The organism is Peptoniphilus sp. HMSC062D09, assembly GCF_001811425.1.
In the GTDB taxonomy this organism is placed as follows: Bacteria; Bacillota; Clostridia; order Tissierellales; family Peptoniphilaceae; genus Peptoniphilus_A.
The window spans coordinates 96,524-114,853 of sequence record NZ_KV804709.1 but is presented as its reverse complement, the minus strand read 5'-3'; the positions used below and the strand labels follow the sequence as shown (position 1 = coordinate 114,853).

Annotated in this window: 17 protein-coding genes and 1 tRNA gene; 10 read left to right on the top strand and 8 right to left on the bottom strand. The window is 35.0% G+C overall.

From position 1 onward, the window contains the following. The first annotated feature begins 1 nt into the window (after position 1). Entirely contained in the window at positions 2-787 is a 786-nt protein-coding gene (locus HMPREF2801_RS05115; RefSeq protein ID WP_070610975.1) for a SigB/SigF/SigG family RNA polymerase sigma factor, read from the top strand. Continuing rightward, on the top strand, positions 787-1,437 hold the full coding sequence (locus HMPREF2801_RS05110) for a transporter associated domain-containing protein (protein ID WP_070610973.1): 651 nt from the start codon (positions 787-789) through the stop codon (positions 1,435-1,437). Before HMPREF2801_RS05115 ends, HMPREF2801_RS05110 begins: the two co-directional genes overlap by 1 nt. Before the next feature lie 258 nt (positions 1,438-1,695). Here the strand turns inward: HMPREF2801_RS05110 and HMPREF2801_RS05105 are convergent, their stop codons facing one another. Next, the gene (locus HMPREF2801_RS05105) at positions 1,696-2,028 is read right to left on the bottom strand and encodes a phage holin family protein (RefSeq protein WP_070610971.1); all 333 of its coding nucleotides are present in this window, start codon (positions 2,026-2,028) and stop codon (positions 1,696-1,698) included. Between the two features lie 89 nt (positions 2,029-2,117). Here HMPREF2801_RS05105 and cutA point away from each other — a divergent pair, with 89 nt between their 5' ends. Then, positions 2,118-2,435 carry a divalent cation tolerance protein CutA gene (cutA, locus tag HMPREF2801_RS05100; RefSeq protein WP_070610970.1) on the top strand — a complete coding sequence of 106 codons (318 nt, stop codon included), beginning with the start codon at positions 2,118-2,120 and terminating at the stop codon, positions 2,433-2,435. A 100-nt stretch (positions 2,436-2,535) separates the two neighbouring features. On the opposite strand, the gene HMPREF2801_RS05095 is transcribed toward cutA, so the two are convergent. After that, positions 2,536-2,612: transfer RNA gene (locus tag HMPREF2801_RS05095), tRNA-Arg, on the bottom strand. 109 nt (positions 2,613-2,721) lie between these two features. After that, positions 2,722-4,056 carry a D-alanyl-D-alanine carboxypeptidase family protein gene (locus HMPREF2801_RS05090; RefSeq protein WP_070610968.1) on the bottom strand — a complete coding sequence of 445 codons (1,335 nt, stop codon included), beginning with the start codon at positions 4,054-4,056 and terminating at the stop codon, positions 2,722-2,724. 178 nt (positions 4,057-4,234) lie between these two features. Between HMPREF2801_RS05090 and folE the strand changes: the two genes are divergently transcribed. Genes folE through HMPREF2801_RS05065 form a run of 5 tightly spaced genes read left to right on the top strand, consistent with a single transcriptional unit; the run spans position 4,235 to position 7,417 of the window. Next, on the top strand, positions 4,235-4,792 hold the full coding sequence (folE, locus tag HMPREF2801_RS05085) for a GTP cyclohydrolase I FolE (protein ID WP_019125349.1): 558 nt from the start codon (positions 4,235-4,237) through the stop codon (positions 4,790-4,792). Then, a complete protein-coding gene (locus tag HMPREF2801_RS05080) occupies positions 4,789-5,268 on the top strand; it encodes an HD domain-containing protein (protein WP_070610966.1) in 480 nt (159 codons plus the stop codon). Before folE ends, HMPREF2801_RS05080 begins: the two co-directional genes overlap by 4 nt. Positions 5,269-5,278: 10 nt before the next feature. After that, on the top strand, positions 5,279-6,097 hold the full coding sequence (gene folK / locus HMPREF2801_RS05075) for a 2-amino-4-hydroxy-6-hydroxymethyldihydropteridine diphosphokinase (RefSeq protein ID WP_070610963.1): 819 nt from the start codon (positions 5,279-5,281) through the stop codon (positions 6,095-6,097). Next, positions 6,087-6,656, top strand: coding sequence for a glycoside hydrolase family 73 protein (locus HMPREF2801_RS05070; protein ID WP_070610961.1), 570 nt, complete (start codon positions 6,087-6,089; stop codon positions 6,654-6,656). The genes folK and HMPREF2801_RS05070 overlap by 11 nt, the downstream gene beginning before the upstream one ends. A 41-nt stretch (positions 6,657-6,697) precedes the next feature. Beyond that, on the top strand, positions 6,698-7,417 hold the full coding sequence (locus HMPREF2801_RS05065; RefSeq protein ID WP_246829978.1) for a hypothetical protein: 720 nt from the start codon (positions 6,698-6,700) through the stop codon (positions 7,415-7,417). A 374-nt stretch (positions 7,418-7,791) separates the two neighbouring features. On the opposite strand, the gene mgtE is transcribed toward HMPREF2801_RS05065, so the two are convergent. Further along, on the bottom strand, positions 7,792-9,114 hold the full coding sequence (gene mgtE / locus HMPREF2801_RS05060; protein ID WP_070610958.1) for a magnesium transporter: 1,323 nt from the start codon (positions 9,112-9,114) through the stop codon (positions 7,792-7,794). A gap of 381 nt (positions 9,115-9,495) precedes the next feature. On the opposite strand from mgtE, the gene HMPREF2801_RS05055 reads away from it, so the two are divergent. Next, positions 9,496-10,401, top strand: coding sequence for an alpha/beta hydrolase (locus tag HMPREF2801_RS05055; protein WP_070610956.1), 906 nt, complete (start codon positions 9,496-9,498; stop codon positions 10,399-10,401). A 210-nt stretch (positions 10,402-10,611) separates the two neighbouring features. Here HMPREF2801_RS05055 and HMPREF2801_RS05050 read toward each other — a convergent pair whose 3' ends face one another. The 3 genes from HMPREF2801_RS05050 to msrB all read right to left on the bottom strand — a co-directional run bounded on the left by HMPREF2801_RS05050 (position 10,612) and on the right by msrB (position 14,101). Continuing rightward, positions 10,612-12,015: an alanine/glycine:cation symporter family protein gene (locus HMPREF2801_RS05050; protein ID WP_070610954.1), complete on the bottom strand. Its 1,404-nt coding sequence runs from the start codon at positions 12,013-12,015 to the stop codon at positions 10,612-10,614. Between the two features lie 11 nt (positions 12,016-12,026). Further along, positions 12,027-12,959 (bottom strand): glutaminase A, encoded by a 933-nt coding sequence (glsA, locus tag HMPREF2801_RS05045; protein ID WP_246829977.1) that lies wholly within the window; start codon positions 12,957-12,959, stop codon positions 12,027-12,029. A gap of 203 nt (positions 12,960-13,162) precedes the next feature. After that, complete coding sequence (msrB, locus tag HMPREF2801_RS05040) at positions 13,163-14,101, bottom strand: peptide-methionine (R)-S-oxide reductase MsrB (protein WP_070610952.1); 939 nt, start codon at positions 14,099-14,101, stop codon at positions 13,163-13,165. A 240-nt stretch (positions 14,102-14,341) separates the two neighbouring features. Between msrB and HMPREF2801_RS05035 the strand changes: the two genes are divergently transcribed. After that, the gene (locus HMPREF2801_RS05035; protein ID WP_070610950.1) at positions 14,342-16,345 is read left to right on the top strand and encodes a C69 family dipeptidase; all 2,004 of its coding nucleotides are present in this window, start codon (positions 14,342-14,344) and stop codon (positions 16,343-16,345) included. Between the two features lie 137 nt (positions 16,346-16,482). Here HMPREF2801_RS05035 and ftsH read toward each other — a convergent pair whose 3' ends face one another. After that, entirely contained in the window at positions 16,483-18,327 is a 1,845-nt protein-coding gene (gene ftsH / locus HMPREF2801_RS05030) for an ATP-dependent zinc metalloprotease FtsH (RefSeq protein WP_070610948.1), read from the bottom strand. Between the last annotated feature and the right edge of the window lie 3 nt (positions 18,328-18,330).

Genomic DNA, 18,330 nt, shown 5'->3' with positions numbered 1-18,330 from the left:
TATGAATTTAAAGGAATACAACAATTTAGATAGAAGGCTTACAAAAGAAGAGAGAAAGGAACTTTTCAAAGAATATCACGAAACTGAAGACCAAGAAATAAGAGATATTTTAATAGAAGAGCACCTCTATATTGCAGAAATCCTATCTAAAAAATATACAGGTAGGGGGATAGATTACGACGATATTTATCAGGTTGCATCTATTGGTTTAATCTATGCTATACAGAGATATGACCCAGACAAGGGTTTCGAGTTTTCTTCTTTTGCCACGCCAACTATTATTGGAGAAATTAAAAAATATTTTAGGGACAATGGATGGACTATTAGAGTTCCAAGAAGAATCCAAGAACTTTCTAAAAAAATTGCAAATGCAACTGTAACCCTATCTCAAAAATATCAAAAAACTCCAACTATTGATGAGATTGCAGAATTTTTAAATTCAACTCCAGAAGAGATTATGGAGTCTATGGAAGCATCAAAGGTCTACACTCCACAGTCTCTTGACATAACTTATGATTCAGGAGACGAAAGTGAAGTTAACCTATCAGATCTAATTGGAGTAGAAGAAAAATATTTCGACAAAATTGAATCAAATGACTTTTTCAAAAGAGCCATGGAAAATTTAGATGAAGTGGAAAAAACTGTTTTAATAGACAGATATTTTAATAAAAAGACACAAGTTGTCATTGCAAAGGAACTTAACATTTCACAAATGACAGTTTCCAGGATAGAAAAGAAAGTTTTAGAGAAAATGAAAAAAGAATTAGTAAAGACTATGGAGGTATAATGAACAGAAATAGGTATCTAGTTACACTTTTAAAACTAGTAAATATATTTGAAATAGTTGTGTCCATTATGCTAATAGCTGGAGTTATTATATCGGTGCCAGATATTTTGAAATATTATTTTAAAATAATAACAAGTGATGCCACACTTTCCTACAAAATATTTCAAAATTTTCTTTCCCATGTACTCTTATTAGTAATAGCAATAGAATTTGTAGTGCTAATGATCGCACATACTGATACAAACATAATTCACTTAATATTGCTTGTAATTTCAAGAAAGATGTTAGTATATTCAGACAATATGGTGGACTTACTTATAGCTACAGTTGCAATTGCAGTTTTATTTGCTACTAGAAAATTTTTACTCACTGGAGTTAATATGGATGTATCAGGAAATGAAAATAATGAATTTTCTGCCTCAACGCCTATTAAGATTCTCAACAAAAAATATAGCTTTGATATAGACCCAGGAGATTCAACTACACTTGGAGGCTATGTAACAGCACTTCTAATTAAGAATGCAGAAGAAGCAGGGGCTGGAGTAATAGTTGAGGATGGAGAATACCTCTTCCAAATAGTAAAAATGGCAACTGGTGGAGTTATAGAAACTGTTTCAGTTAAAAGAATTGACGAAAAAGAAAATAAATAATTTTAAAGACCTATTAGCTTGATTAAACTTCAAGTAATAATAGGTCTTTCTTTTATAATTAAAAAAAACTTTTCAAATAGATTTGAATTTAATATAGAATTTAAAGCTAAAGGCAAGCAATTACTAACAAATGTAGATAAAAACAAAAAATTGTGGATAACTTTTTGTAAAAATCTTAAAAATTTTATAAAAAACCTAAAAATTTCTCACTTATCCACAAAAAAAGGCTCGAGATTATATCGAGCCTTAAAAATTATATTACATAGTTTTTTTATCAACTGGTAAGAAAGTATCTACAATACCAAGAATAAGAGCACCGATAATAGCACCAAGAACTGATACTGTAAATCCGTCTACAATTTTGCCTGTAATGAATAAAATTATAGCGGCAACAACAAATCCAACGGCGCCTCTGCCAAAAGCTGATGCGTCAATGCCTGTGAATTTATTAATAGCCCAGTCTAAAATTCCTATTACAATACCTGCCATAATTGCAGTTGAATATCCATCTGTTTGAATGCCTGGTGATAAGGCAGAAGTTATAAGTACTGCTATTCCACTAACTAGGACTTTAATTAAAAGTTTTATCATAATCTTCCCTCCTAACTAATTTATAACCAGATACCATGTCTTTAAACAAATTTTAATAAGTTTGGGTATATAGAGAGGGGAGGTTTATCATGGAATTTTTAAAAATAGAAGTATTTATACCGAGAGAAAATACAAAAAAATTAATGGAAAAAGTAAATGAAGGCGGATTTTTAAAAGAAGAAAATTATGACTTTTGCTATGCCGAAACACCTGTAACAGGTCACTTTAGACCCATAGAAGGAGCAAACCCCTACATAGGTAGTCTTGGAAAAGTGGAAGATGTCCTGGAAAATAAGGTCGAGTTTAGGATAAGAAAAAAAGATTTAGATGAAGTCATGAAAATAATAAGAGAAAATCATCCCTATGAAGTGCCAGTAATAAATGTAATGGAGCTTTATAAGGATTAAAGAAAAATTTTCGCAAAATAAAAAAATTTATGAAATAAAAAATTTTATGAAATAAAAAAATTTGTGAAAAAAAAATCACCTGCCCTTGGCAAGTGATTTGTGGCGTCCACGAGAGGAGTCGAACCTCCGGCCCCACGCTTAGGAGGCGTGTGCTCTATCCTACTGAGCTACGTAGACCTATAAAATAATTGTATAAAAAATTTTAAGAAGTGTCAATTATTTGTGACACTTCTATTTTTTATTAACTTTTTTAAATTTATCCTAAGTTTAAAATTAAACCTAAAATTTATGCTGCTTTTTCCATGTTGACAAAAATTTCTTCGAAGACTCTTTTAAATTTGTTGAGAAATCCTCTCTCATAGACTTTGTCCTTAATTATTAAATCACTTTCATAAATTAAGTCGTCATCTTTATAAAAAGAAATTTTCCCAACGCTTGTGCCTGCTTCTAGGGGAGCCTTTAAGTCCTCGTCAATCTTTACAATTTCTTTTAATTTTTCGTCAGACTTTGAGAGAACATATCCCACTTCCTTTTGATAGACTGGTATGTTTTCATCTTGAGAGTTAAGGACTTCAATGGTCCTCACTTCTTTACTTGTGTCGCCCACTGCATTATAGCCGTAGCCTTCAAAGCCACTTGTGATTAGTCTCTTGCAAGCCACAAATCTTTCGAAATCGGAATTTGAACCAGTTGTTATACAAATTAACCTCATGTCCTTTGATTTGTCTTCAACGCCCTTTTCAAGACCTGTCAAAATTACACACCTGCCTGCTGCATTTGTGTAGCCAGTTTTTAGACCGTCCACTTCAGGCACAATGCCAAGGACAGGGTTTGTGTTGTACTCAATAAAATTTCTGTCAGGCTCTTCTATTTTTTCAATACTTGTGTACTTTAAAATTTCAGGATGGACCTTCAAAAGTTCTCTTGCAAGCTTAAACATTTCTCTGGTAGTCATCTTGTTGTATTCGATAATTTCATAATTAGTGAGTCCAGTTGGATTTATCATGAGGGCATTTTTTAGTCCAAGTTCTTCGCACTTGTCGTTCATCATCTTGACAAAGCCTTCTGTTGAGCCGCCAATATATTTTGCAAGGGCTGTTATTGCATCGTTACCTGAGACAACCATTGATGCCTTTATTAGTTTTTCGACGCTAACCTTGTCCCCTTCCTTTAGTTTAAAGGAAGAGCCCATTAGGGATGCAACTTCGTGGTCTATTTCCACCTCATCATTTAGTGAGATTTTTCCCTCTTCAATTTTATCTAAGACTACAAAGATGGAAACGAGTTTAGAAGTGGATGCCATTGCACGAACTTCATCTAAGTTGTAGCCGTCTATAATTTCGCCAGACTTATAATCTCCCAAGAGATAGGACTTAGTAAGTCCCTCCAAGGGAACTTCTTCCAATTTTTTAATTTTGTCTGCCTCATATTGGTTTGCCTTTTGCACACCCTCTTTAGTTGGCACTAAAAAGTTTTGATTTCTAATTGTATTTGGATCAACTTCTTGAGCTGTTACATTTGTATTTGCATTTTCTACTGCCACACCATCTACAGCAACTACATTTAGGGGAGCTGAGAGAAAGATTAGGGCAGCAGATAAGTATAGAAGTAATTTCTTCATCTTACACCTCGGCAAATATTGTATCAAATTATAAATAAATTGTAAATTAATGATAATATTAACCTGATTAAATTATTACAATCGCTAATTTGTGGGTATTTAATATAAATGTTAAGACCAATGTGTTATAATAAAATTTATAAATTTATAAATAAAAGGAACCCATGAGGAGATTATAATGGATAAAGAAAAAATTGAAAAAGCTGTAGAAATGATAATCGAAGCAATTGGAGAAGACAAAACTAGAGAAGGTCTAGTTGAAACTCCAGCAAGAGTTGCAAGGATGTATGAAGAAGTCTTTGCTGGAATTGGCAAGACTGCTGAAGAACATCTTTCAAAAACTTTTGAAATCACTGAAGACAATATAGTTGTAGTAAAGGACATAAACTTTTACTCAATGTGCGAACATCACTTCCTTCCCTTTTATGGCAAGGCACACATCGCCTATATTCCAGACCAAAAGGTTGCAGGACTTTCTAAACTTGCAAGAACTGTAGAAACTTATGCAAAAAAACCACAACTTCAAGAGAGACTTAGCATTGAAGTTGCAGATGCCATGATGAAATATCTTGAGCCAAAGGGAGTTTTAGTTGTAATTGAAGCTGAGCACATGTGTATGAACATGAGAGGAGTTAAAAAACCTGGCTCAAAGACTGTCACAGCTGTAGCCAGAGGAGTTTTAGAAACTGATGAAAAACAAAAGCAAGAAGCTTTTAGGTTAATTGAATTCAAGTGAAAAATACAAACAAAATAGTTTTAAGTAAAATTTACAGGGACTATTTAAATGAATTAGAATACCTTGAAAGAGACAGATTTTTTTGCAGGCACAATTATGAACATTTTATATCTGTGGCTAGAATTTGCTATATATTAAAATTAGAAGAAGATGTGGATGTAGATAAGGACATGATTTATGCCACTGCCCTCCTTCACGATTTGGGACGAGTTCTAGAGATAAAGGAAGGCATAAACCATGCCATAGGATCAGTGGATATAGCAAGAGAAATTTTAGAAATTACAGATTTTTCTCTTGAAGAAAAAAATAGAATTTTAAGCTGCATTTCTTATCACAGGACTAAGGATGCTGCAGAAGACGAATTTTTTAATATTTTTTATAGGGCAGACAAGCTGTCAAGACCTTGCTTTAGGTGCCCTGCCTATGATGAATGCAATTGGTCCTATGAAAAGAAAAATCACGAAATAAAATATTGATGGGAGAATTATGGATTTTATCAAGATAAAAGACCTTGAAGTTTATGCAAATCATGGACTTTTTGGAGAAGAAAAAAAACTTGGACAAAAATTTTTAATAAGTGCAGAAATTGGACTGAGCTTTAGAAAATGTGCAATAGAAAAAAATTTGGATGAATCCATAGATTATGGAAAATTATCCCACCAGCTTTACGACCTATTTGCCAATGAAACTGAAGACTTAATCGAGACTCTTGCCTACAAGCTTACAAAATTTATTTTTGACACTTATGAAATTGCAGAGACAGTTGAAGTCACTATAAAAAAACCTTGGGCACCAATAAATTTGCCCCTAGACACAGCATCAGTTAGCTGCAAGAAAAAGAGAAGAAATTATTATATAGGCATTGGCACAAACCTTGGCGATAGAGAAGGATATATAAAAAGCGCCCTTGAAATGATGGAAGAGGAAGGCTTAAAGATTCTAGAAAAGGCAAGTATTATAGAGACTAAGGCTTGGGGCAAAACTGACCAAGGCGACTTTTTAAACACAGTTGTAAAAGTATCTTCTTTCGAAGACCCACTTGACCTACTTCACATTTTGCAAAAGATAGAACTTGATTTAGGTAGAGTTAGACACGAAAAATGGGGCGAAAGGACAATTGACTTAGATATTTTATTTATCGATAGAGAAATTATCTTTACTGACGAATTAGTAGTGCCTCATCCCTATATTGCAGACCGTGAATTTGTTTTGGAATCACTAAATGAACTAATTCCAAATTATTTTCACCCAATTTTAAACAAAAAAATAAGCAAACTTTATGAAGAAGTGAAAAATGAAAATTAAAAAAATTGGCTGCGGCTGTCTTGTAATCATCCTAAGCTTTCTTGCCATTATTTTTGTAATGAGCTTTTTCATAAATAGGTCGCAAGAAAGAAAAAGATTAGAAGAAGAAAATTACAGAGAAAATTATATTGAAGATAGTGCAAAATTGGCAGTTAGAGTTGCCAAGAGAAATGATCTCTTCCCTTCAGTAATGATTGCACAATCAATTCTTGAAAGCAACTGGGGAAGGTCTGAGCTTTCACGAGACTACAACAACTATTTTGGCATAAAGGCAGTGAAAAAGGGCGACGGTATAGTCTTCGAGACAGAAGAATATGTGGAAGGGCAAAGTGGAAGGTACATGGAGTCTTTTAAAAAATATTCTTCAAAGAGTGAGTCCTTTAACCACTACGCCAAACTTCTTTCCACTGCAAAGAGGTATGCAAAAGTAAAAACTGCCAAGGACTACAGGGATGCAGCAAAGTATATTCAAGAAGGCGGCTATGCAACAGACCCCAACTATGCCAACAAAATAATATCTGTAATAGAAAAATATGGCTTAAATAAATATGACGAATAATAATCCCAGGAGGGATTATTTTAATGAGAAAGGAGCAAAAATTGAATAAAAAATTACAAAACATAATTCTCGCTGTTTCCATCCTAATACCCTTTGGCTTTCACTTATCAGGAATGAAGTCACAATTGGGACAAGCAAGTATAATGTATTCCATACTTTGGGCAATAATTAACTACCTATTTATAATGACTGCAGTGGATTTTTCTACAAAATTCAATAAAATCTTAAAACTTCCCGGCTTAAAAATAAGAAAGAGGACTTATTATATAAATATTATCGTCTACATAGGATTTTTAATTTTTGTAAATATATATTTCTTGCAACAAATATATCTAAGAAATGTGGAAATAATAAATGCTTTGGCAAATCCATTTTTTTTAATAGGACTATTTTTACTATTCCTATACAACATGCAAAATGGAAAATTCCCTAAAAAAGAAGAAAAAGAAACAGATATATACGAAATTTCTAAGAGATCATCCTTTAGAGATGGAAAAGACAGGCTAGGAACACTTGTAGGATCCTACGACAAGGGACTAGTAATTGGCAACTATTACTTCCCCTATGAAAACATGAAATCTATTTCCAAGTCCAAGGACGAAGAAATTATGATTAAGGGTAGAGAGGAATCAAAGAACTATATAATAAAGATTGGCTCTCTAAACTCTGCAAATCAAACAATTATTGAGTTAAACAATGCCCTCAATGAAGGAAAAATTGACGAGAAAAAAATAAATTTAAAAAAGATAAAAAATTTTTAGGAAAACATTGACAAAAATGCACTCATGCATTATACTATAGTTAAGCTAGCTAGAGAAAACAAAATTGGTAACTAAGAAAAGGTGATTCCAATGAAGAGTTTTAATTTATCCCGCAAGGGAAAGGTAGCAAAGTATCTCATTTGAAGTAGCTAAGTGCTAAAGGTTAAAATGCTTAATTTAAGAGATATGAAGCTATAGGTACATAACAACTAAAAATTTTAAAATTTAGAGATCCGTAAGGGTCTCTTTTTTTTATTTTCACCAAAAAAAACGCGATACATAAGTACCGCGATTTAAATATTTTTTCTATATAATTTATAACCATAATTTATTCCATAGTTTTTAGTCAGTAAAAAATTTTTGACTTCAATATTTTAAACACCTATTAACATAGTTGCCACTTCGAAATATACGAAGAGAACGAGGGTATCTACTATAGTTGTGATAAGTGGACCAGCCATAATTGTTGGGTCAATTTTTAGTTTTTCTGCTATTAGTGGAAGTATTCCGCCTATCATCTTTGACAAAACTATAGTCGTTAGCAGTGTAATAGAAACTGTAAGTGTCACTCCAAAATTAACTGTATCAAGGATGGACATTCTAACTATATTTACTACTACAAGTATTGCCCCAACTATAAGCCCAATGCGAAGTTCCTTAAACATTACTGCAAAAAATTCTTTAAATTCAACTTCGCCTGTGTAAATCCCACGAATTATTGTGGTAGATGATTGTGTTCCTGCATTTCCGCCTGAGTCCATTAGCATGGGAATGTAGGCTGCGAGCGCTACGCTTGATGCTAAAAGTGCTTCGTATCTTTTTATTATAAAGCTAGTAAAGGTTGCCGTCACAAGGCAAATTATTAGCCACATTGTTCTATCTTTTGCAAGTCTAAAAACTGACTTGTCCCAATAGTGTTCTGGTGTAGATTCGCTAATACCATGGATATTTGCAAGGTCTTCTTCGTATTCTTCGTGCATTACGTCGATAGCCCATTCTACAGGAACTATACCAACAAGTCTACCTTCAGAATCTGTTACAGGTATTTCTGATAGGTCATACTTAAAGGCTAGCTTAGCAACAACTTCTTGGTCATCTGTGGCATAGACGCTGGAATTTATTGGGTGCATAAATTCTTCAATATTTTTATTTCTGTTACGAAGAAGGTCGGCTAGGTTCACATAGCCTATGAGGACTAGGGACTCATTTGTGACCCAAACTTGTTCCAGTCTATCTGCATCAAGTTCTGAGTGAATTATTTTTTCCAGTGCCTCAGTTGGAGTCGCCGTCTTCTTTACAAAGATAAAGCCAACGGACATAATTGAACCAACGGACTCTTGTGGATAGCCCAAAAGTTCATTGATGACTGGTCTTCTCTCTTCTTCGATGAAGTGATTCATTAGCTTTCTAACCATGTTGGCTGGCAATTCTTGCAAGGTATCTACAAGTTCATCTTCTTCCAAATCCTTCATAAGGGACATGATTTTTTCTTGGGAAAGAGAACCCATTATCTCAATTTTTTTGTCCCTTGGCAAAAGTGAAAAGGCATCTGCCAAGAGGTCCTTGTTCAAAAGTTTTATCCAAATGGCAACTTCTTCCTTTGGTAGGTCTTCTAGTTTTTCTGCGATATCAACAGGGTCCATCCTGTTGATTAATTCTTGTGTCTTTAGTAATTCTTCTCTATTGTAATTTTTCATAAAGCCTCCTTAAATTTTTGCATAAAAAAAGCCGCTGTCTAGGCGGTAAAGAGGCATACTTAAATAGACTTAGCTCTTGCTAAATCTTTAGATCTTCCTTTATCGCATAGACTAATACATTTTTCCAGGGTCGACTGGTATCCATGTAAACACCTCCATATACATTTATATTATCACAAGGGCTTCTTTAAATCTATTTCAATATAAAAAAACACTCTTGGTGGATTAATTTTTCTAATTTATGATGTAGTAGAAAACTATTAGAGGTGCACCTTTTGCTTGCAAGATGTATTTCTTTAAAATTAAATAAATTACGCCAAGTTTTTTATAAATTTCTTTTTCTCAAAGTGATAAAATCGCCTTGAAAATAGGGAGGTCGCCATGAGCTTTACATATAAAATTCTTGAAAAATTTGTAAAATTAATTAGACTTAAAAAAATATTTCTACTTCCAGAGGACAAAATTTTAAATTATGCCAGAAGGCAAAATCAAAAGCCAAGCTTTAAAGTTTTTGATGAAGAGGATCTTTATTTTGAAGATAAAATATTTTTGTCCCAAAGACTAATCATTCTTCACTCAAAAAATAAAAAGGCTGGGGCTATTTTATACTTGTTTGGCGGCGGCTACATAACAAATCCCGACAAGAGAGATTTAAATCTTGCGAAAAAAATTTGCCACGAGACGGGGAAGGATGTCTGGTTTTACTTCTATCCACTTTGCATAGAAAACAGCATAGTAAAGGCTTATGCTTCAACGGTAAAAGTTTATGAAGAGATGACAAGAACCTACAATGAAGAAGATAAAGAGCCCCTTTCTCTTATTGGATTTTCATCTGGAGCCTCCCTTGCTCTTGGAATTTGCCTTTACATAAACGAAAACAAGTTGGACATAAGGATGCCAAAAGAAATAATCGCGTCTTCCCCAGGTGGCTGTCTATGTGAAGAGCTTGACATGGATAATCTTAAAAAATTAAACGAAAAAGATATTATAGTTGACTATAAATATTTTGAAACTGCAAAAAATATTATGACAAAGGGAAAAGCTGTACCAGACTACATGCTCTATCCCTTTAGGGGAAACTTTAAGGACTTCCCCATGACCTACCTCTACTTTGGATCAAGGGAAGTAATCTATGCCATTGCCCCACTATTTGAGAAAGCCCTAAAAAATTATGGCATAAAGTATAAAATAATTGTGGGCGAGGGACTTTGCCACTGCTATCCACTTTTGTCAATCTTCAAAGAAGGAAGAGATGCACAAGAGGAGATAATAAAAATTTTAAAGTAAAAACAAAGGCTCAAAGCGAGAAGGCCTGAGCTTTTTTAGACCGTCAACAAATTTTCCCCTTATCTTTAAAATTTTAGATGGTTCTTAGAAGTTTTTATTCTTAAAAATTCCCCCATCTAATTAAAATTTTGCAAAAAAATTGGACCTAAGTTATAAACCTAGGTCCAAATTTTTTATTTAGCAAATTTTTCAAAATTATTATTGAAAAAATTATTTCCAGTAGTCTAGTTTTGAAGTGTCGATGCCAACTGCTTCTGCCTTAAATACTGGGTTCTTGCCTTCGGCTCTTTGTTTCTTATAGTCTTCAAGAGCTTTAAGTGCAATGCTTCCAAGATATAAAATTGATGGAATGTTGATTAAGCACATAACTCCCATTAAGAAGTCGGCAACATCCCATGCAAGTGACATTTCCATACCAGCTCCTACAAAGATTAATATGATTGCTATAATTCTGTAGCTAAGCATAAATGTCTTTGAAGGTGTTTTCTTATTAAGGTAAGTTAAACAAGAATCAACGTAGTATAGGTTTCCAAGTAGTGTTGTGAAAGCAAATAGGGCAAGGGAAACTGTTATGAATATGTTTCCGTAAGGTCCAAATACTGTTGAAAGTGATGCTTGAACAAATGGTGCTCCTGCTAATTCTTCAGTTGGAGCTATTCCTGATGAAAGTGACATAAAGGCAGTTGCTGAACAAATTACAATTGTGTCTAGGAATACAGAAATCATTTGTACTAAACCTTGTTTTACAGGGTGAGATACTGATGCTGATGCTGCTGCGTTTGGAGCAGAACCCATACCAGCTTCGTTAGAGTAAAGACCTCTCTTAATACCTTCTACTAATGCTGAACCTGCAACTCCACCAAAGATTGCCTTGAAGTTAAAAGCATCTTTAAAGATCATTCCAAACATTGCTGGAACATTTTTAATGTTTATAACTATCATTACAAGTGCCATGATTACGAAAATAACACCCATGACTGGTACTAATAAAGATGTGAATTTTATTATTCTCTTGCCACCGCCAAGGATACAATATCCTGCGATTAGGGCAAGTACAGCACCTATCATCCAAGAAGTTTTTCCTGTTACATAGAAGTCATATACTCTAAAGGAGTCTTGAAGATTGAAGGATGCAAGCATGTTAAATCCTACTGCGTAAGTTGCTATAAGTGCTACTGCAAATAGAACTCCAAGTCCTCTTGAGCCAATTGCATTTTCGATGTAGTATGAAGGTCCACCATAGGATACTCCGTCAGATCCTCTTTTTTTATAAATTTGTGCAAGTGTTGATTCAATAAAAGCTGATGCACCACCAATAAGTGCAATGATCCACATCCAGAATACTGCTCCTGGTCCACCAAGACAAATTGCATTGGCAACACCAACGATATTACCAGTACCTACTCTTGATGCAGTTGATACCATAAGTGCTTGGAAGGAAGATACATCATCTTTTCCTTCTGGCTTTTCTGTTATTACTTTAAAAGCTTCACCTAATAATCCAAATTGTATAAATTTTGTTCTAATTGTGAAATAAAATCCACAAGCAAGTAATACTATAATAAGTATTGGATAATATAAAACGCCATTAACGGCTGAAAGTAATTCTCTCATTTTCCACCTCTCTAATAAATTGATAAGTCTAATTCATTTGATAAAAATTCTAACATTCTAACTCCAGAGTAAGAGTTTCCGTGCTTGTCAAGTCTTGGTGCATATACTGCAAGTCCTGTTTTATTTTTTGATGCAGTAACTATTCCGCCACCCACACCTGATTTAGCAGGAAGTCCAACTCTAATTGCAAAATCTCCTGAATAGTCATAAGTTCCGCAAGTTGCCATAAGGGACCTTAAAACTCTCGCTTCCCTTGCTGTTATAATCTCTTTGCCTTCTAGGTCAATACCGTCATTGGAAATGACATAGGACATGTGAGCCAAGTTTTCTGTGTTGACAAGAATGGAACAAGCTTTAAAATATGTATCTAAGACTTCCTCTACCTTTGTGTCACTTGGCAAAAGTCCCTTAGCTAACATTAAATAAATTAGGGTCCTATTTGTGAAAGAAGATTCTTTTTCTGACTGAGCAATTTCTCTGCTGTAGTCCACTTCTTCTCCTAGAAACTCACTTGTCTTTTCAAGAATAACATCAAAAGTTTTTTCTCTGTAAACATTATATAAAATAGCTACTATAATAATTGCTCCAGCATTGATAAAAGGATTAACTGGTATTCTCTTTTCAGAAAGTTCTAGTTCAATGACGCTGTTAAAAGGCTTTGCAGATGGTCTAACACCAACATATTTTTTAAGTTCAGCGACCTTGTAATTTTTCATGGCAAGGGAATATAAAATTACCTTTACAATTGATTGAATTGAAAACCTTACTTTTGAATCGCCAACGCTTGTCAATTTTCCATCTTCAATTGTTGAAATTGCAACCTTATTTGCATCAACCTTTGCAAGCTCAGGAATGTAATCTGCAACAGCTCCCTCGTGTAAGTATTTCCTACCTAAGTTGAGAGCTTCTTCTAAAATTTCCTCTCTATAAACTATTTTTCTCACCTCCTTATATTTATTTGGGATTGTTTTCCTCTAATAATTAGATTACCATATCAAAAAGCCTTTTTCAATGTAAAATTTGAGCTTAGTAATATACTAAACTATAGAGTCTGATCTTCATTTATCCACATAAATTCTTTAAAAATAGAGAATTTTTATAAAAATAAAGGACCCTCTTATTTAATTAGGTCCTCAAAAAAATTTATTCACTTAACAAAAATTTTATAATCTGAATATCCTTTCTCATCCATTTCTTCATAGGGAATAAATTCCAGGGCTGCACCATTTATGCAGTACCTAAGCCCGCCCTTGTCACTTGGTCCGTCACCGAAGACATGACCAAGGTGGGAATCTGAAGAAATTGATCTCACTTCAGTTCTCACCATGCCAAAGGAAGTGTCTACATTTTCATCTAAATAATTTGACACAATTGGTCGAGAAAAGGATGGCCAGCCGCAGCCAGATTCAAATTTGTCACTTGATGCAAAAAGAGGCTTCTTAGAAAGCTTATCTACATAGATTCCCCTTCTGTACTCGTCATTTAACTTGCTGGTAAAGGGTCTTTCAGTGCCTGCTTTTGCCATGACATTGTAGGAAAGATCGTCAAGCTGACCTTTTTTATCCTCAAGAAATTTTCTGTCATCATCAATTATTGGGTCTTCTGCCCTACTTAAGTTCACATGGCAATAGCCGCTTGGATTCTTGTCTAGGTAGTCTTGGTGGTAGTCCTCTGCCTTGACAAAATTTTTAAGGGGAGAAATTTCCACTGCTACTTTTCCAATTTTTTCTTCCTCATATTTTATAAAGTCTCTAACTATTTCTTCGGACTCAGAGTCTCCTTCTTCCCAATAAATTCCAGTGCGGTACTGCCTTCCCATGTCGTTACCCTGTCTATTTATGGACTTTGGATTTATAATCCTAAAATAGTGGAGGAGAATTTCTGTGAGAGAAATTCTTGAAAAATCGTAATAAATTTTCACTGTCTCTGCGTGGTCAGTCCTTGCCACAATTTCATAAGATGTTTCGTCACTATCGCCATTGGCATAGCCTACGAGAGTCTTTGCAATTCCCCTTAATTTTTTAAAATAAGCTTCAGTGCCCCAAAAGCATCCCCCAGCTAAATATATAACTTTAATATTTTTCATATAATCACCTATTTACTTATACCCAAATAAGGCTTTATCTTTCAAAGGCTTGACTCTTCTTCAAAAGTAAAATAGTGCAAACCTTTTTCTTCACTATAGCGACGAATAATTGTGCACCAATAAAAACATTGACTTAATGGTAATGAGGTGGTAATTTATATTTAGTCTTTCTCTTAAAAATTGTATTTATTCACAAGGAAAACAATTTTATTAAGAGAAAATTTTTAATAGGAGGCTATTATGAAAAATAGTAAGAAAAAATTATTAGTGGCAGGTCTTGCCTCTACCCTAGTTCTTTCCATGGCAGTTCCAACTTTTGCCTGCACAGGAATTATTGTAGGAAAGGACCTTACAGCTGACGGATCTTTTATCTTTGGTAGAACTGAAGACTATCAAAGAAATAGAACTATGAGACTTGTATGTCACCCTCGCGGAGAATTTAAAAAGGGCAGCAAGCTTGTGGACGTAAACAATGGATTTGAATACATACACCCAGAAGACTCCCTAAAATTCTTCTCAACTCCAGACTCTTCTGCTAAGCCAAAGGAAATGGAACAAGGCGTTTATGATGCAGCTGGCTACAACGAAGCTGGTGTTGGCATTTTCTGTACAGTTTCTGCTGACCCATCAGAAGAAATTGAAAAGGCAGACCCATTTGTTAAGAATGGCGTTAACGAAGCAAGCATGACTACATTTTTACTTGCACATGCAAAGTCTGCTAGGGGAGCAATTGAACTTTTAGCTGACACAATTGACAAGCAAGGCGCTTCCATGGGCGACATCGTAGCCTTTGGAGACCAAAATGAAGTTTGGTACATGGAAATTTATTCTGGCCACCAATATGTTGCTATAAAATATCCTGCCGACAAGTTCAGTATTTTCCCTAACGATTATTGGCTAGGTGGCGTTGACCTTAAGGACAAGGAAAATGTAATTGCATCAAAAGACATTGTTGAAGTTGCAAAGAAGGCAAAGACTTATAAGGAAACAGCAGACGGCTTAATGGACATGGCTGGCTCTTATGGTCCAAAGGAAATTTCTGACACTAGCCGTTCAAGAGTTTGGTCTGGTATTCACGACTTAGACCCTAATTCAAAAGTTCCTTACGATGCAGATAGGTTTGAACTATTAAATGACCTTTCTAAGGACTCAGAAAAAATTACAATTGAACATGCCCTAAATGTATTTAGAAATAGATTTGAAGGAACAGAATATATTCCATCAGACAACAAGGCTGAAAGAAAAGCAAATCCAAAGACTCACAAGAGACCAATTGGATCAATTAACACAATGCAAGCTCATATCTTCCAAATTAAAGAGGGCTATCCAAAGGATGCACCTGGCATCATGTGGATGACTCTAGGAAGCCCATTAAATATTCCTTGGATTCCAATTTTCCCTGACATCAACGATTCTACAGCTGAAGCAAAAAATAACGCCCCAATTTACGATGCAAATTCATATTACTGGGTTGGCTCATCTGTAAATGATTTAGTATCAGGAAATAGGGAAGAACTTGGCGAAGCAACTCGCAAGAAAGTAACTGATTTCGAAGAAAAAGTTATGAAAGAACTTCCAGAAGTTGAAAAAGAATGGATTGCCCTTTACTCTAAAGACAAGGCTAAGGCAGCAGAATTTTCTACTGCAAAGACAATGGAATGGGAAAAAGAAGTATTTGAATTTGAAAAGGGACTTCAAGGCGAACTTTCTAAAGTTTCAAAGACTGACTTAATCGACCACTGGGCAAGAAAACCAATTATCGAAGCCATGAACAAAAAATTAATGGTTGGCACATCTGACCTTAAATTCTCTCCAAATGACAAGATCACTCGTGGAGAATTTGTAACAATTTTGGGAAGACTAGGAAATGTTGACACTAAAAAATTTGCTGAAGTTAAGGATAAGAACATCGAAGCAGGAAAATTCTACACTGAATACATGAATTGGGCTGTAGAAAATAAACTTCTTCCAAAGACTTCAAAGGCTCTAGCAACAGAAGAAATCACTCGTGAAGAAATGGCTCACATTTTAGCATCTTATCTAAAACTAATGGGCGATGATGCTGCAACTCAAAAGCTTTTTGTCTTTGACGACGAAAAAGAAATTTCTGACTGGGCTTTTGAAGACATCCAATTCCTAGCTAACAAGGAAATTTTAAGCGGCACTTCAAATAACAAGTTCTCTCCAAAGGCAAACTTGACAAGGGCAGAAGTTGCACAAATTATTTCAAAACTTTCAAAATAAAATAAAGATTCTTGAAAATATTATTCAATTTATATTACTAAAAATCCTAGAGTTTTGCCTCTAGGATTTTTTTTGGCAAACAAAAAAGGCAGCCTCAGCCGCCTTCTTCTTAATCAAGATGTTTTTTCTTAATCAAATTATTTTTCTTCATCAAAATTTTTGTATTTTGATAAAATTTCCATAAACTGCTTGCCTGTTATGGTTTCTTCTTCAAGCAAGAACTCTGCAAGTTCCTTCATGGCATCTCTGTTGTCTGCAATTAATTTTCTTGCATTTTCTTGGGCACTCTTTACTATTTTTACCATTAAGTCGTCAATTTCTTTTCGCGTTTCTTCAGAGCAGTTCATGTTTCCATTATCGCCCATATATCTTGAGCCAGAATCTTGGAACTTAACCATGCCAAACTCGTCAGCCATGCCATATTGAGTTATCATTGCCCTGGCAGTTTCTGTCGCCTTTTCAATGTCGTTGGCAGCGCCAGTTGAAACTTCGTTAAAGATAACTTCTTCTGCTGCACGACCACCACAAAGAGTTGTGATGTGGTTTATAAGATCTTCTCTTGTGTAAAGATTTTTTTCATCCTTTGGTACCTGCATAGTGTAGCCCAGGGCTCCTGAAGTCCTTGGTATAATTGTAATTTTTTCTACAGGTTCAGAACCAGTTTGAAGGGCAGCAACAAGGGCGTGACCAATTTCGTGGTAGGATACCCTCTTCTTTTCTTCTGGAGATAGTATATCTTGCTTTCTTTGTGCGCCTGCAATTACAACTTCTATGGACTCTTGAATGTCCTCTTGACGAACTTTGTCGTGACCCATTCTAACTGCACGAAGGGCAGCTTCATTTAAAATATTTGCAAGTTGGGCACCAGATGCACCGGCAGTTGACCTTGCAATAAGTGAATAGTCAATGTCATCTTCCATTTGATATCTCTTGGCGTGAACCTTTAATATTTCAATTCTGTCCTTTAGTGTTGGAAGTTCAACTCTGATTTGTCTATCAAACCTTCCTGGCCTTAGTAGGGCTGGGTCTAAAATTTCTGGTCTATTTGTTGCTGCAAGCATTACTATGCCAATGTTGCCGTCAAAACCATCCATCTCAGTCAAAAGTTGGTTTAGAGTTTGCTCTCTCTCGTCGTTACCTGAAATTCCTGCTGAGTCTCTCTTCTTTCCAATTGTGTCGATTTCGTCTATAAAAATAATGCAAGGAGCATTTTTCTTCGCTTCTTCAAAAAGTTCTCTCACTCTTGCAGCTCCACGACCAACGAACATTTCCACAAATTCAGAACCTGCTATGGAGAAGAAAGGCACATGGCTTTCGCCAGCAACTGCTCTTGCAAGTAGGGTCTTACCAGTTCCTGGAGGTCCAACAAGTAGGGCTCCCTTTGGACACTTTGCCCCAATCTTTGTGTACTTCTGTGGATTTTTTAGGTAGTCAACAATTTCAACGAGAGATTCCTCTGCCTCCTCTTGACCTGCCACATCATCAAAGTTTACAGTTTCGCCATTGGGTTCGTATTTTTCAATTTTCTTTCCGCCGCCAAAAATTCCTCCAGGACCACCAGTCATGCCTGCCATTTTCTTGGCAAAGGCTCTTTGTAAAAAGAAAAATAACAAAATTGGAATTCCCCAAGTCATTATAAAGGACATAAATAAACTTGGCTTTTCAGGAATTTCTGAAGAGTATTTTACATCTTTTTCTTCCAAATCTTTAACAAGGTCTGGGTCTTCCATCTTTCCAGTCTTGTAAATTTTCTTTTCATCCTTTAGGGTGTAAAGAATTTGGTCCTGTCTAAAGTTTACTTCCTCAATTTTTCCCTGGCTCAAATTTCTTCTAAAGTCGGAATAGGCTGCGTTCTCCATGCTGTTTTGTGAAAGCATGGGAAGAATCAACCAGTTAAGTGCAAAAACTGCCAAGATGACAACTAAATAATATCTCAGCAAATTATACTGTGGTCTCTTATTATTATTGTCTCTATCTTCCATCAT

Coding starts and splice junctions, on each gene's coding strand:
- HMPREF2801_RS05115 (WP_070610975.1), top strand. CDS start 2: ATGAATTTAAAGGAATACAACAATTTAGATAGAAGGCTTACAAAAGAA.
- ftsH (WP_070610948.1), bottom strand. CDS start 18,327: ATGGAAGATAGAGACAATAATAATAAGAGACCACAGTATAATTTGCTG.
- HMPREF2801_RS05035 (WP_070610950.1), top strand. CDS start 14,342: ATGAAAAATAGTAAGAAAAAATTATTAGTGGCAGGTCTTGCCTCTACC.
- HMPREF2801_RS05110 (WP_070610973.1), top strand. CDS start 787: ATGAACAGAAATAGGTATCTAGTTACACTTTTAAAACTAGTAAATATA.
- HMPREF2801_RS05050 (WP_070610954.1), bottom strand. CDS start 12,015: ATGAGAGAATTACTTTCAGCCGTTAATGGCGTTTTATATTATCCAATA.
- folE (WP_019125349.1), top strand. CDS start 4,235: ATGGATAAAGAAAAAATTGAAAAAGCTGTAGAAATGATAATCGAAGCA.
- folK (WP_070610963.1), top strand. CDS start 5,279: ATGGATTTTATCAAGATAAAAGACCTTGAAGTTTATGCAAATCATGGA.
- HMPREF2801_RS05070 (WP_070610961.1), top strand. CDS start 6,087: ATGAAAATTAAAAAAATTGGCTGCGGCTGTCTTGTAATCATCCTAAGC.
- msrB (WP_070610952.1), bottom strand. CDS start 14,101: ATGAAAAATATTAAAGTTATATATTTAGCTGGGGGATGCTTTTGGGGC.
- HMPREF2801_RS05055 (WP_070610956.1), top strand. CDS start 9,496: ATGAGCTTTACATATAAAATTCTTGAAAAATTTGTAAAATTAATTAGA.
- cutA (WP_070610970.1), top strand. CDS start 2,118: ATGGAATTTTTAAAAATAGAAGTATTTATACCGAGAGAAAATACAAAA.
- HMPREF2801_RS05105 (WP_070610971.1), bottom strand. CDS start 2,028: ATGATAAAACTTTTAATTAAAGTCCTAGTTAGTGGAATAGCAGTACTT.
- mgtE (WP_070610958.1), bottom strand. CDS start 9,114: ATGAAAAATTACAATAGAGAAGAATTACTAAAGACACAAGAATTAATC.
- HMPREF2801_RS05090 (WP_070610968.1), bottom strand. CDS start 4,056: ATGAAGAAATTACTTCTATACTTATCTGCTGCCCTAATCTTTCTCTCA.